The sequence below is a fragment of the Bradyrhizobium centrolobii genome (assembly GCF_001641635.1).
Taxonomy (GTDB): Bacteria; Pseudomonadota; Alphaproteobacteria; order Rhizobiales; family Xanthobacteraceae; genus Bradyrhizobium; species Bradyrhizobium centrolobii.
On the sequence record NZ_LUUB01000022.1, the window covers coordinates 104,606 to 118,970 of the forward strand.

General features: G+C 64.2%; 12 protein-coding genes. All 12 read right to left on the bottom strand.

The features are described from left to right. Positions 1-551 (bottom strand): DUF4340 domain-containing protein (locus AYJ54_RS03300; protein WP_161491803.1); only part of this gene is annotated, 551 nt, incomplete at its 3' end. Next, positions 533-2,128 (bottom strand): Gldg family protein, encoded by a 1,596-nt coding sequence (locus AYJ54_RS03305; RefSeq protein WP_063696438.1) that lies wholly within the window; start codon positions 2,126-2,128, stop codon positions 533-535. The genes AYJ54_RS03305 and AYJ54_RS03300, both read right to left, overlap by 19 nt. A gap of 12 nt (positions 2,129-2,140) precedes the next feature. Then, entirely contained in the window at positions 2,141-2,842 is a 702-nt protein-coding gene (locus AYJ54_RS03310) for an ABC transporter permease (RefSeq protein WP_063696439.1), read from the bottom strand. Then, the gene (locus AYJ54_RS03315) at positions 2,839-3,786 is read right to left on the bottom strand and encodes an ABC transporter ATP-binding protein (protein ID WP_063696440.1); all 948 of its coding nucleotides are present in this window, start codon (positions 3,784-3,786) and stop codon (positions 2,839-2,841) included. Before AYJ54_RS03315 ends, AYJ54_RS03310 begins: the two co-directional genes overlap by 4 nt. Before the next feature lie 111 nt (positions 3,787-3,897). Continuing rightward, positions 3,898-4,734: an N-acyl homoserine lactonase family protein gene (locus tag AYJ54_RS03320; RefSeq protein WP_063696441.1), complete on the bottom strand. Its 837-nt coding sequence runs from the start codon at positions 4,732-4,734 to the stop codon at positions 3,898-3,900. Between the two features lie 211 nt (positions 4,735-4,945). Further along, positions 4,946-5,419, bottom strand: coding sequence for a Cys-tRNA(Pro) deacylase (gene ybaK / locus AYJ54_RS03325; protein WP_063696442.1), 474 nt, complete (start codon positions 5,417-5,419; stop codon positions 4,946-4,948). Between the two features lie 305 nt (positions 5,420-5,724). Beyond that, positions 5,725-8,490: a formate dehydrogenase subunit alpha gene (gene fdhF / locus AYJ54_RS03330; RefSeq protein WP_063696443.1), complete on the bottom strand. Its 2,766-nt coding sequence runs from the start codon at positions 8,488-8,490 to the stop codon at positions 5,725-5,727. Further along, on the bottom strand, positions 8,487-10,193 hold the full coding sequence (locus AYJ54_RS03335) for an NADH-ubiquinone oxidoreductase-F iron-sulfur binding region domain-containing protein (RefSeq protein WP_063696444.1): 1,707 nt from the start codon (positions 10,191-10,193) through the stop codon (positions 8,487-8,489). Before AYJ54_RS03335 ends, fdhF begins: the two co-directional genes overlap by 4 nt. A gap of 249 nt (positions 10,194-10,442) precedes the next feature. Continuing rightward, entirely contained in the window at positions 10,443-10,727 is a 285-nt protein-coding gene (locus tag AYJ54_RS03340; RefSeq protein ID WP_063696445.1) for a hypothetical protein, read from the bottom strand. 92 nt (positions 10,728-10,819) lie between these two features. Beyond that, positions 10,820-12,475, bottom strand: coding sequence for an OFA family MFS transporter (locus AYJ54_RS03345; RefSeq protein ID WP_063696446.1), 1,656 nt, complete (start codon positions 12,473-12,475; stop codon positions 10,820-10,822). Positions 12,476-12,795: 320 nt separating this feature from the next. Then, a complete protein-coding gene (locus AYJ54_RS03350; protein WP_063696447.1) occupies positions 12,796-13,059 on the bottom strand; it encodes a sulfurtransferase TusA family protein in 264 nt (87 codons plus the stop codon). A 46-nt stretch (positions 13,060-13,105) separates the two neighbouring features. Then, the gene (locus AYJ54_RS03355; RefSeq protein ID WP_063696448.1) at positions 13,106-14,362 is read right to left on the bottom strand and encodes a molybdopterin molybdotransferase MoeA; all 1,257 of its coding nucleotides are present in this window, start codon (positions 14,360-14,362) and stop codon (positions 13,106-13,108) included. Between the last annotated feature and the right edge of the window lie 3 nt (positions 14,363-14,365).

Here is a 14,365-nt window from a genome sequence, read left to right on the forward strand (position 1 = left end):
CGCCATTCTTCGCCGACATGGCGCGGCATCAGGTACACAGCGGGGCGCCCGGCGATCCGGACATAGTGAGAGGTGCGCGCCGGGTTGAGCGCGCCCACATTCACCGACGTCGTCAAGCCATCCGCCGTCTCGATCACGGCAACGGTTGCCGGCGGATCGAGACCGAAAGCGGCGAAGCTCGCGGCGGTGAGCTCGCTTGCGGGAATTTCACGCGCGGGCTCGCTGACGGTGACGAGCCGCAGCGCCGTCTCGATATGCGATCTGAGCTCGGTCGGCACGGCGCCATCCAGCCCTTCGATCGTCCACGCGCCGGCGCTGCGAACCAGGACGACGCTATCACCGTCAGAACGGATCTCTACCCTGCGCACGTCGGCCGGCGCGATGGTCACGAGCCCTTTCGGCGCAAAGGCAACCTTGCTGCGCAGCTCCGGCCATTGGCCGCTAACGAGCAGGACGCCCAGCAGTGCCAGCAGACACACAGCGAGGAGCGGCATTAGCCATCGAGCCGTCCCGCGCGCGGCCGCCTGCTCCGTCACCGCCGCCTCCACCACATCGCAACACCGAACAGCGCCGTGCTCAGCGGCAGCAGCACCTCCAGCACGATGAAGGTGTCGCGCATCTGGCTGCTGGTCAACACGATCTCCGGCAGCTTGAATGTCTGCGGTGCGACGCTCGGGGTGGCGTCGTCCTCGGCGAGCCATCGCAGCATGGCGAGTGACAACTCGCCATTGGAGACATAGGGAAAATACTCGTTGCTCGCGACCTTGCTGGTGCCGGCTACGACGAGGCGGAAACGCTTACCCGGTGTCGCTCCTGGCCAGCTTCCTTCGAGCGCGACCGCGAGCGGCTGCGCGCTCCGCCGCGTGCCTGGCGCTTCGTCACCAGCGGCCGCAGTCATGGGCGACCGCAGATAACTGTCCTGGCTGCTCGCGGCCAGCACGATGAGGCTGACCCCGGACGGCGGCTGTGCCACCGTGATCGGCCGCGCCTGCGGAAACACGGTCAGCGCCAAGCGTTTCGTGATCGGATGCGGTGGATAATAGGGCACCGCGACCTTGTCGGCATCGGTGCGGAAATGATTGAGGGGATCGATCACGATCGCGGCTTCGCTCGACAATCCCACTGGCTTGAGCAGCAGACGCTCGAAATCACCATCGATCTTGGAGAGCGGATCGATCAGAAGCAGAAATCTGCCGCCGCCTCTCACATAATCGCCGAGCAGCGCCGCCTCATCGGCGGCAAATGACGTGCGCGGGCCGATGTCGGCGACGACCGAGCAGTCGGACGGAATGCTGGACGCTGTCGCCGTGACGAGCTCGCGCATCTCGAAGCCGATCTGGTTCAGGGCCAGCAGCAGCCGGTCCAGCGCTTCGGGCGCCGTTTCCAGCACGTCACCGGCGCCGGGTGTCTCGTGGCCCTTCAGCGTCTCGACATGGCTGAAATGGAAGTGCGACGGCAACGGGCGGAATGTCTCGCCATGACCGGTGACGAAGCAGACGGTCTCTGCGCGCTTGCGCAGTACGCGGAGCGCCGCATAGCCGATGCGGGCGGGATCGATGAGGTTTTCGACCAAAACCTTGCGGTCCTCAGCCTGCAACACCGCGGTGTTGTAGGCGCGCACGCCGAGGTCGCGGGCGAGACCCGGCTCCTTGTCGAGATCGATGGCGCGGAACGCGAGCAACGGATGATTGCGCGCGGCGGTCTGAACGAGGTCACGGACCGCGATCGCGTTGGCGTCGCTCGCGTTGTAGAAATAAGTCAGCGCGAGCGGCGTTCGCAATTGTGCGATCACGTCGGTGAGCTGTTGCGGCGGCGTGTTGCGCCCTTCCCGGCTGACGTCGAAATGCACGTCGTGGCGATAGAGCGCGACGTTGGCGCCGACCACCGTCGCGACCGCGGCAACGACGATCGACGCATTCGCGAGCCAGGCCGACCAGCGCGAGCCACCGCCGCGCAACGGCAGGCGGATCGCGAGCACCAATAGCGCGAGCAAGGCCAGGACGCAGGCGGCGAACAGGAGACTGTTCGATACGGTCTCGCCAAGCCCTGCGAAGCCGAGCGCTCCGCAGACAACGGCTCCGGCTGCCAGGACGAGGAGAACGATGTTGGATCTCGCTGGCCCGGACATCGCCCACGCCCCTCATCGCCGCGCCAGGGCGCGGACCGTCAACAGCAGCGTCAGCAGGGTGACGCTGAGGAAGAAGCCCACGTCGGACAAATAGATCGAGCCTACGGCAAACGGGCGGAAATGGACCGACAGCGACAGGTTCACCACCAGCGTGTCTGCGGGGCTTGGCAAGAGCCAGCCGAAATTGTCGATGATCCAGAGCAGGAGGAAAACACTGAGCGAGATCAGCGCTGCGATCACCTGGTTAGCTGTCAGCGCCGAAGCCAAAAGTCCGGTGCCGACCAGCGCCGCACCGAACAATAAGAGTCCGAAATAGCCGCTGTAGATCGGCCCGAAATCAGGATCGCCGAACCAGGCGAGCGCGGCCGCATAGGCGCCCGACAGCACGAGCATGACCACGATCAGGCTCATCGCGGCCAAAAACTTCGCCAGCACGATCGCGACCTCAGACACGGGCGCAGTCAGGAGAACCTCCAGCGTCTTGAGCTTCCGCTCCTCCGCGAACAGGCGCATCGTGATCAGCGGCGCGGTCAGCATGAAAAGCACGAACATCTGGAAGAAGATGTGCACCATGCTGGGCTGGTGGCTGAGGAACAGCGTGAGCGTGAAGCTGTAGCCCATGATCAGCAGGAACACGGTCATGAGCACGTAGGCGATCGGCGAGGAGAACAGCGCCGTCGCTTCTTTTCTCAGTAGCACCGCGAAGCTTCTCATGCGGCCGCCTTGGGTTGCCGGGTGAGATCGAGAAATACCCGTTCGAGATCGGGCCGCAGTTCGGTCAACTCGCGCACCGGGATTTGCGCGGCGACCAGCGCGGAGACCAGGTCCGCCGCGAGCGGCGGTCGCCGCTCCGCCTTGACCAGGAACCGTCCCGCATTGTCCGGATCTGCGGTAACCTCGCGCACGCCGGCGACTGCCTTGGTCGCGCCGCGCACGGCATCTTCCGTCGCCTCCGCCGACAGGCGCAACGTGAGATCCTGCGCGGCATCCTTCAGCGCATCGGATGTCAACAGCACGCCGTCGAGCAGGATCATCACACGCGAGGCGATTTTCTCGATCTCGGGCAGAATGTGCGAGGCGAGCAACACGGTGTGGCGGCCGGCCAGCGACTGGATGAGGTCGCGCACGGCGATCACCTGGTGCGGATCGAGCCCGCTGGTCGGCTCGTCCAGCACGAGAACTTTTGGATCGCCCAAAAGCGCCTGCGCGATCGAGACGCGCTGGCGGAAGCCGCGCGACAGTTTTCCGGTCGTGAGCTTCATGACGCGCGCAAGGTCGAGCCGCTCCGCGACCTCCTCGACCGCCGCCCTCGTCTTCGGCCCGTGCAATCCCTTGATACCGGCCATGAAGTTCAGGAACTCACCGACCCGCATGTGGTCGTAGAGTGGTGCATCTTCCGGCACATAGCTGATGGCGCGGCGCACGCCGAGGGAGTCTTCGACCACGTCGTGGCCGGCGACCTCGATACGCCCGGAGGTCGGCACCAGATAGCCGGTGAGCATGCGGAAGATCGTGCTCTTGCCGGAACCATTCGGCCCGAGCAGGCCGACGATCTCGCCCGGCGCGATCGCGAAGGAGACGTCGGCAACGGCGCGCCGCGGCCCGTACCATTTTGTTACGCGCTCGGCGAAAACGACCGGAGAGACAACCGGAAGCATGGAGCCTTTAGACACCCTTGTGGCGGGTACCGCTTGAGACTACCGCGCAAAATCCCGGGCGCGAAGGCCCGGGATGGTGACGCGTGCGGAATGACCAGAGGTCGCGACCACTCACTCGTAGAATTCGGGCGAGTGCTTGTGCGCCTTGAACGTGTCGGGATCGTGGGCATAGATGATGTCGGCGCCCTCGGTGTCGCGAACCCGCTTCACCCAGGCGTAGGCATCGAGCATGCCGACCGGATCATAGACGCTGCCGATGCTCGGCAGGATGTTCTTGTCCAGGTTCTCCTGGAGATAGACGGCGTCGCTGGTCAGCACCACGGTGCCGGTCTTCGGCAGGCGCACCACCAGGATCTGGCTTCCGGGCGTGTGCGACACGGTCCTGTGGATGAAGACGCTGTTGTCGCCGAACAGGTCGAGATCGCCGTCGAGCTCGATGGTCTTGTATTTGGACGGCATGCCGCCGCCGACGCTGTTGCGCAGCATGGCGAAATCGTCGGAGATGAAGAAAGTGGCATAGCCCGGTGCCGGCCAGAACGCGTTCCTGATCTCGTCGCGCTGGTACACGAAGGTGGAGTCCAGGAACTTGCCGATATTGCCGGCGTGATCGACGTGGAAATGGCCGAGCACGACATATTTGATGTCGGACGGCTTCACGTTGATCTTGGAAAGCTGCGCGTCGATGGCGATGTCGGGATCACGGCCCGGATCGAGCGCCTTCACGAACGGTCCCCAATAGTCGGGGTCCTTGATGATCCGGTCGTTGTTGCCACAGTCGAACAGAACGTCGCCCTTGGGGTGGCGGATCAGGAAGAAGCCGACGGGAATCTGGATCTTGCCGCTACTGCCGTTCTGAATGATCGACTTGTCGAGATTGAGCGCCCCTGAAGAGAAGACGTAGAGCTTCATCTCCTTTGGCGGTTCAGCGGCCACCGCGGCAGCCGACATAAAAAAAAGTCCTGCGGCCAGCGAGCCAAGGACTTTCGACGCAGTCACCCGCATGTCGTCCTCCCTGTTTTCGACGCACTTTTTTTCAGCGGATATAGCATCCTACCATAGTCTAATGCGGCTGTGCAGGCTCAATGCACGCGAGCGGGCAAATAAAATCAACCAGCGCGAAGTGCGGCTCNNNCCCGCCGGTGGCCGAGGGCCGGTCCGCTCAGGCGACCACGTCGGCCACGACCGCCTTCAGGACGTCGCGCATGTCGGCCGGCTTGAGCCGCACCTGCAAGCCGCGTTGACCGCCATTGACGTAGACCTGGTCATGCCCGAGCGCGCCCTGGTCGATCACGGTGCGCACCAGGCGGCGTTGCCCGAACGGGCTGATGCCGCCCACCTTGAAGCCGGTGACGCGTTCCGCTTCAGGCGGCTTCATCATCTGCGCCGACTTGCCGCCGGCGGCAGCGGCGAGCTTCTTCATCGAGACCTCCCGGTCGGACGGGACCACGACGCAGACCGGCTTGCCGTCGACCAGCGCCATCAGCGTCTTCAAAACGCGCGCCGGATCCTCGCCGAGCGCCGACGCCGCCTGCAGCCCGATGCTCTCGGCATCGGGATCGTAGTCATAGACATGAACGGTGAAGGCAACACCGGCAGCAGCAAGCGCGCGTGTTGCGGGGGTGACTTTGGACATGCGTCACATCTAGCACCGTCATTGCAGGGAGCGAAGCGATGAAGCGTGTAGAGTCTCCCCGCGGCGGCACTCTGGACAGGTTTCGCTGCGCTCGCAATGACGCGGTGGGCGCACATACCCGCGACATACTCCGCCGTCGTCCCGGCGAAGGGGACCCATAACCCCAGGGCGGAGTTTGGCGAAGATTCGTGGTCGGTACTGCGACCGTCCGGAATCGATGGATTCCGCGGTATGGGTCCCGGCTTTCGCCGGGACGACACCGAAAGATTGGCAGGCGCTGTGCCGCCAAAAGGACGAGCGAAACTTTACTCGGCCGCGTCGCGCATTTCGGCACGTTCGGCGCGCGCGGCGCAGAACTTGAACTCCGGGATCTTGCCGAACGGATCGAGCGCCGGGTTGGTCAGAAGGTTCGCCGCCGCTTCTGCGTAGCAGAACGGCATGAACACCATGTTCTCCGGCACGTCGCGGTCGGAGCGCACCTTGACCTCGACTGCGCCGCGGCGGGTCTCCAGGCGAATGAAATCACCGGGCGTGAGCTTCTTCTTCCGCATGTCCTTCGGCGACATGAACGCGACCGCCTCAGGCTCGATCTGGTCGAGCACCTGTGCGCGCCGCGTCATCGAACCGGTGTGCCAGTGCTCGAGCACGCGGCCGGTCGACAGCACCATCGGATATTCGTCGTCGGGCAGCTCGTCCGGCGGGATGACCTTGGCCGGCACGATCTTGCCGCGGCCGCTCGCGGTCGGGAAGCCCGTGGTGAAGATGATCTCATTGCCGGGCTTGTTCGGATCATCCGCGGGATAGGTGACCGCGCCTTCGCGAACCAGCCGCTCCCAGCTGATGTTCTTCAGCGACGGCATCAGCTCCGCCATCTCGGTGTAGACCTCGCCGGGGCCGGAATAATTCCACGGCAGGCCCATGCGCTTGCCGATCTCCTGGATGATCCACAGATCCTGCCGCGCGTCACCCGGCGGCCTGATCACCTGGCGCGCGAGTTGCACGCGGCGATCGGTGTTGGTGAAGGACCCCTCCTTCTCCGCGAATGCCGAGGCCGGCAGGATGACGTCGGCGTGGAACGCGGTCTCGGTCACGAAGAGATCCTGCACCACGAGATGATCGAGCATGGCGAGCGCTTCGCGCGCATGCTGAAGATCCGGGTCGGACATCGCGGGGTTTTCGCCCTCGATATACATGCCCTTGATCTCGCCGGCGTGGATCGCGTTCATGATCTCGACCACGGTCAGGCCGCGTACCGGATCGAGCTCCTGGCCCCACAGCTTCTCGAAGCTGCCGCGCATGTCGTCGCGGCCGACGGGCTGGTAGTCGGGCAGGAACATCGGGATCAGGCCGGCGTCGGAAGCGCCCTGCACGTTGTTCTGGCCGCGCAGCGGATGCAGGCCGGTGCCGGGTCGGCCGACCTGACCGGTGATCAGCGCGAGCGCAATCAGGCAGCGCGCATTGTCGGTGCCGTGAACATGCTGGCTGATGCCCATGCCCCAGAAAATGATCGAGGATTTTGCGCGTGCGTAGGTTCGAGCGACCTCACGCAAAGTTTGCGCCGGGATGCCGCAGATCGGCTCCATCTTCTCCGGCGTGAATTCCTTGATCTTCTCCTTCAGGTCCTCGAAGCCCTCGGTGTAACCGGCAATGTACTGGTCGTCGGTCAGACCTTCGGTGATGATCGTGTTGATCATCGCATTCAGCAAGGCGACGTCGGAGCCGGGCTTGAACTGCAAATGCATGGTCGCATGACGCGAGAGCGACTGCCTGCGCGGGTCCATGACGAAGAGCTTTGCGCCCTGCTTCGTCGCGTTCTTGATGAAGGTCGCGGCAACCGGGTGGTTCACCGCCGGGTTGGCGCCGATCACCCAGATCACTTCCGCGTCCATCGCAGCGGAGAACGGCGCCGACACCGCGCCCGAGCTCAGGCCTTCGAACAGCGCCGCGACCGACGAGGCGTGGCACAGCCGGGTGCAGTGATCGACATTGTTCGACCCGAAGCCGGTGCGCACCAGCTTCTGGAACAGATAGGCCTCTTCGTTGGAGCCTTTGGCCGAGCCGAAGCCGGCCAGCGCCTTCACGCCCTTCTCGTCGCGAATCCTGACCAGGCCCTTGGCTGCGATGTCGAGCGCTTCCTCCCACGACGCCTCACGAAAATGCGTGAACGGATTGGCCGGATCGACCTGGTCGTTGGCGTCCTTCTTCGCATTCGGCAGCCGCACCAGCGGCTTGGTCAGGCGATGCGGATGATGGATGTAGTCGAAGCCGAAGCGGCCCTTCACGCAAAGACGATTGTGGTTCGCAGGGCCGTCGCGGCCCTCCGCATAGATCACCTTGTCGTCCTTGACCTGATAGGTGACCTGGCAGCCGACGCCACAAAACGGGCAGAGCGAATCTACCTTCTTGTCGGCATAGGTGACGCGGGTCTGCTTGTCGTCGAGCATCACGGCCGGCATCAAGGCGCCGGTCGGGCAGGCCTGCACGCATTCGCCGCAGGCAACGCAGGTCGACTCGCCCATGGGATCGTCGAAGTCGAACACGATTTTCGAATCGTGATTACGATAAGCCATGCCGATGACGTCGTTGACCTGGACTTCGCGGCAGGCGCGCACGCACAGGCCGCACTGGATGCAGGCGTCGAGATTGACGCGCATCGCCGGATGGCTGGCGTCGGTCGCCCACCGCTCGGCGGCCGGGAAGCGGCTTTCGGTGACGCCGGTGGTCTCGGCCCAGTGCCAGAACTTCGAGTCCGGATCGTGCGAGGTCTCGCGCGCCGGCTGATCGGCGACGAGCAGCTCCATCACCATCTTCTGCGCGGCAACCGCACGCGCGCTCTCGGTTTTCACCTTCATGCCGACCGACGGCGTGCGTTTGCAGGAGGCGGCGAGCACGCGCTCGCCCTCGATCTCGACCATGCAGGCGCGGCAATTGCCGTCAGGCCGATAGTCCGGTTCCGGCGAATAGCAGAGATGCGGAATATCGCGGCCCTGGCGCTTGGCCACCTGCCAGATGGTCTCGCCCGAATTGGCTTCAACCTGCTTGCCGTCGAGCTCGAACGTAATTTTCGTCATTCGGCCGCTTCCTTGAACTCGTCAGGGAAATATTTGATCACGGATGTCACCGGGTTCGATGCTGCCTGTCCGAGCCCGCAGATCGAGGCGTCGCGCATCGCCTGGCTCAATTCCTCCAGCAGCGCACGGTTCCAGACCGGCCGCTGCATCAGCAGCGCCGCCTTTTGAGTTCCAACGCGGCACGGCGTGCACTGGCCGCAGCTCTCGTCCTCGAAGAACTTCATCAGGTTCAACGCGGCCGTTCTCACGCTGTCCTTCTGCGACAGGATCACGATCGCAGCTGAGCCGATGAAGCAGCCGTATTTTTCCAGCGTGCCGAAATCGAGCGGGATGTCGTCCATCGACGCCGGCAGGATGCCGCCGGATGCGCCGCCCGGCAGATAGGCATAGAACGTGTGACCGTCGGCCATGCCGCCGCAATATTCGTCGATCAGTTCGCGCACGGTGATGCCAGCGGGCGCGAGCTTCATGCCGGGGTTCTTCACACGGCCGGACACCGAGTAGCTGCGCAGGCCATGACGCTCATGGCGGCCGTGGCCCTTCCACCAGTCGGCGCCCTTCTCGACGATGTCGCGCACCCACCACAGCGTCTCGACATTGTTGATCAGCGTCGGCAGGCCGAACAGGCCGACCTGGAACGGATAAGGCGGCTTGTGCCGCGGCAGGCCGCGCTTGCCCTCGATGCTTTCGAGCAGCGAGGATTCCTCGCCGCAGATATAGGCGCCGGCGCCGCGCCGCATGTGCAGGGTCGAACCGCCCGCCGGCAGCTTTGCGATCTCGCGCTCCAGGATCTCACGTGCGGCCGGATATTCGTCGCGCAGATAGATGTAGACGTCGGCGGCCTGCACCACATGCGCGCCGATCAGCATGCCCTCGATGAAGCGGTGCGGATCGGTCTCGAGATAATAGCGGTCCTTGAACGTGCCGGGCTCGCCCTCGTCGCCGTTGATCGCCATCAGCCGCGGCCCGGGCTCCCCTAACACCGCGCGCCATTTGCGGCCCGTCGGAAAGCCGGCGCCGCCGAGCCCGCGCAGCGAGGCATCATCGAGCGACTTCAGGAGATCGTTGGTCGACAGTTCGCCCGAGAGGACGCGGTTGAGCAGCTTGTAGCCGCCACCTGCAACATAGGCATCGTAGTCGATATATGTCGGCAGACGGGCGTGGGTGTCGCCGGCTTTCGCCGCCGCCAGCACGTTGCCGACCGTGGCGTGGTCGACGAAATTGTGCCCCACTTCCGCGGCCGGCGCCGTATCGCAGCGGCCGACGCACGGCGCGCGTACCACGCGGATGCCGGGGCCGCTCGTGCGCTGAAGGTCCTCGAGCAGCTTCTCGCCGCCGAGCATCGCGCAGGTGAGCGAATCGCAGACGCGGATGGTGAGCGGGGCGATGTCCGGCTCGCCTTCCTTCACCACGTCGAAATGCGCGTAGAAGGTCGCGGTCTCGAACACTTCGGCGAAAGCGAGCTTCATCTCTTCGGCAAGCGCCGCGAGATGCGCAGCCGAGATCTGGTGATACTTGTCCTGGATCAGGTGCAGATATTCGATCAGCAGGTCGCGCCGCCGCTGCTTATCGCCGAGCAATTGCTCAATCTCGTGCGCGGCGGTGGGATCGACCTGCCGCCCCTTGGGCGTGGCCTTGGCACGCCGGCGCCCCTCGCCCGGGTGTTCGAATTCGAGAACCTTCTGAACGTCGTGGCTGCTCATGGAAACGCCGCGTTCTCCTCAAAACCGCGATAACTTCAGGCACGATCGCTATCGCGAACCGCCGTCTTTCCAAAGTTGATCGTTCGGGAACCGCATCTTCCGCTTCCCGCGGATCAAGCCTCAATTCCGGCCACTCTAGTCTCTGGTATACCAGAGGGGCAAGTAGATTTAGAATGTCTCTATAATGATTTAGGGGGCGGGCAGCACTGCCGCCACGCCCCCGTTCAGATGTTGATGGCGGAACCCGGCTCACGTCTTGTTCATGCACTCTTCGATGTAGAACCAGCGGTCGTCGCCGGTGAGGCCCTTCGACTTCACCTCGGCGCGGCAGGCCTTCAGCTTCGGCTTGTTGGCCGCCCACTTGGCCTTCATGTCCTTCAGCTTTTGCATGGTGAGCTTGATCTTGCCCGGCGGCTTGGCGTCGGTCGTCGCGGCCGGTGCCGGCGTCGCGGGCGCTGCTGCTGTTTGGGCAGATGCGGTGTGAAGGCCCGCGGCCAGCAGCATGGCGGCGAGGCAGATACGGGTGCGAAGCATAGGAATCCCCCTAGGTCCCATTCTTGATCATTTGTCAGGCGAACGCCGCGGGAAGCTGGCCTTCAGCCTCCCGCGGCAGTGTGGGTTTGCGATCAGAGGATCTTGACCGCGCTCTCCAGTGTCTTCCAAACGCCCCAGGCGAGCGGGATGCCGACGAAGGCCCAGAATAGCGCAGCCTTGGCGTCGAGGCCGCCCTTGCCGATGCCGAACGAGCCATGCTGGATGCCAGATTCGCTCTTGGCGCTCGCGGCCTGTAGTTTGGCGAGCTCCTCGTTGCTCATGTTCCACTTCGGATCGACCGGCTTGATCAGGTAGTTGCAGATCAGGCCTGCGATCAGCATCGCGCACAGGATGTACATCGTGGTGTTGTAGAGCTGATCGCGCGGCACACCCGCCGCGAGCTGGAACTCGCGGATGTAGTTCACCACGACAGGACCGATGATGCCCGCGGTCGACCAGGCCGTCAGCAGCCGGCCGTGGATGGCGCCGACGAACTGGGTCCCGAACATGTCGGCGAGATAGGCCGGCACGGTCGCGAAGCCGCCGCCATACATCGACAGGATGATGCCGAAGCCGAGCACGAACAGCAGCTTCGAACCCATCGCCGCAAACGTAGGCGCCAACGCGTAGAGCACGATGCCGAGCAGGAAGAACGTGTAGTAGGTGTTCTTGCGGCCCATATAGTCGGACATCGACGCCCAGAAGAACCGGCCGCCGATGTTGAACAGCGACAGCAGCCCCGCAAAGCCGGCCGCGATACCCGCTATGACCGCCTTTTGTTCAACCGAGAGCTGGCCGAAAGTCAGCTCGGGATGACCGATCAATTTGCCGGCGAAGATTTCCTGGAGCATGGGCGAGGCCATGCCGATCACGCCGATGCCGGCCGACACGTTCAAGCAGAGCACCCACCAGATCAGCCAGAACTGCGGCGTCTTGTGCGCATTGTTGAGATGCACGTGATGCTCGGTGATCATCGACTTCTTTTCGCTCGGCGGCGTCCAGCCTTCCGGCTGCCAGCCGGTCGGCGTGACGCGATAGGCAAACGCGCCGATCATCATGAACACGAAATAGATCACGCCCATGGCGACGAAGGTTTCCCAGACACCGACCGACGTCGGCGTCTTGAAGTAGTTGATCAGCAGATTGGCCAATGGCGCGCCGATCATGGCGCCACCGCCAAAGCCCATGATCGCCATGCCGGTCGCCATGCCGCGGCGATCCGGAAACCATTTGATCAGTGTCGACACCGGGGAGATGTAGCCGAGGCCGAGCCCGACGCCGCCGATAACGCCGCAGCCCAGCCACATGATCCAGAGCTGATGGACGTAGACGCCGATGGCACCGATCAGGAGGCCGCCGCCCCAGCAGAGCGCGGCGACGACGCCCGCCTTGCGCGGACCGACACGCTCGAGCCAACCGCCCCAGATCGCGGCAGAGACGCCGAGCAACACGAAGAACAAAGTGAACATCCAGCCGAGGCTCGCGACCTTCCAGTCGCAAGTCATGGTGAACAACTCCTGCCACAGCGAAATATCCGGGCACGCTTTGCTCTGCGTGATCCCGATCGCGCGCGACAGCGGCAGCCAGAACACCGAGAAGCCATAGGCCATGCCGATGCAGAGATGGATGCAAAGTGCTGCCGGCGGCACCAGCCAGCGATTGAAGCCGGCCTTTGCGACGGTGTGCTCGCGATCGAGTATTCCCGCGCCAGCGCCCGACAGTCTTCCAGCGCTTTCAACTGTAGCCATACAAATCCTCCCCTGCAGGACGCCCTTCTGAGCTAACCTGCTGCTACGACCCTTATCCTCAGCCAGTTGCGGCGCAACTGTCCCTGCTGCTCCGCACAAAGTTTCGACACGCGCCAGGATCACGACGCGTGTTCGAGAAGTCTAACCCCTTGGGTGGGGATCTATGCCCCACGCCACACGGTGTGGCTTCATATCGGCCAGCGTGCTCCGCGTATCGCAGGCACGACTCAACCTCCGCGTCCCCACGGAGATTGTCAATTGGCACAGATGCGATGGTCGGTGTCGATAGACAAATGGTCGGCATCAATGAGGTGGCGGCCTCAAGATCGCGGCGCACCATTGATGTTTTCTATCGATGCATTGGTCTTCTCTATCAAGAACACGATGCGCGCATCGTTGCGCTCGGTGATCTCAACCTTGTCTCCGGTCTCCCGGATCAGGTTCGGAATGTCGATCACCGACAGGGGATCCGTGCAGTGCACTTCAAGCTGATCACCCACCTGCAATGGCTTCAGCGCCTTGCGCGTTTTCAAGGCGGGCAGCGGGCATTTCAACCCGGTGAGATCGAGTGTGGTCCTGGTCATGAGCGCAACATGGCGGGGCAGGTCGATGGCGTCAACGCGGGGGCCTTTAGATCAGGTCGGCATAGGAAAGGAAGCCCACACTCTGTCCCGGCTCGACAAGCGTGATGCCCTCGCCGAGTTCGAGGAGACCGTCGGTCTCGACCAATGAAGACAACAGGCCGGCGCCTTCGCGCGGGAACTTGATGGCCTCCAACGCACCGTCCTGTCCGCGCTGCAAGGAAACGCGAACATACTCACGCCGGCCGGCCTTCTTCTTGTAGGTGAAGGCCGCGCGCAGCGGGATCGGCGTCAGCGGCTCCGGCGTGCTGCCCGCAAGCGCCAGCACCGTCGGTCGCACCACATGGACGAAGGTGACGAAGCTCGCGACGGGATTGCCGGGCAATCCGATCAGCGGCGTGCCGCCGATGATACCCATTGCCACCGGCCGACCCGGCTTGATCGCCATCCGCCACAGCACGAGCGAACCGACGCTCTCGACTGCCGCCTTGACGTGATCTTCCTCGCCGGTCGAGACGCCGCCGGTGGTGAGGATCAGATCGTGCGCGCCCGCGACCTGCTTCAAGGCGTCGGCAAGCGAGGCGCGCTCGTCGCGGAGGATGCCGAGATCGCTGACCTCGCAGCCGAGCCGGCGCAACATCGCCATCAGCATGAAGCGGTTGGAGTCGAAGAGCTGCGACGCGGCGCGCGGCTCGCCGGGCGAAGCAAGTTCGTCACCGGTCGAGAACACCGCGACGCGGATGCGCCTGACCACGTCGAGCCGGGTCAGGCCGAACGCCGCGGCGAGTGCGACATGCTGCGGCCGCAGGCGCTGGCCGGCGCGCAGCGCGACATGCCCTTCGGGAATGTCCTCGCCCGCGGGGCGGACATTTGCGCCGGACTTCAGTCCCGGCGGGAGCACCACCCCGCCCGCCTCATCGACGCGCACGTCTTCCTGCATGAAGACGGTCTCGGCGCCGGGCGGCATCGGTGCGCCCGTGAAGATGCGCGCGGTGTGGCCGGGCTTGATCGGCGCCTGCGCAAGGCCACCAGCCTGGATGCGGCCGTCGAGCGGGAATGACTGCTCGTGCGCTTGCGGAAGGTCGGCGTTGCGCACGGCATAACCGTCGACGGCAGAGTTGGTGAAAGGCGGCAGCGGCAACGGCGCGGCGATATCGCGCGCCAGCACGCGCCCGTCTGCATCCACCAGCGCCACCGTCTCGAGATCGGCAACCGCGTTAACGCGGGTCGTGATCAGGCCAACGGCCTCGTCGACCGACATCATCGGTCCACCGAAGGCAAAGCAATCGTCAGACAGTTGCGCCATGGT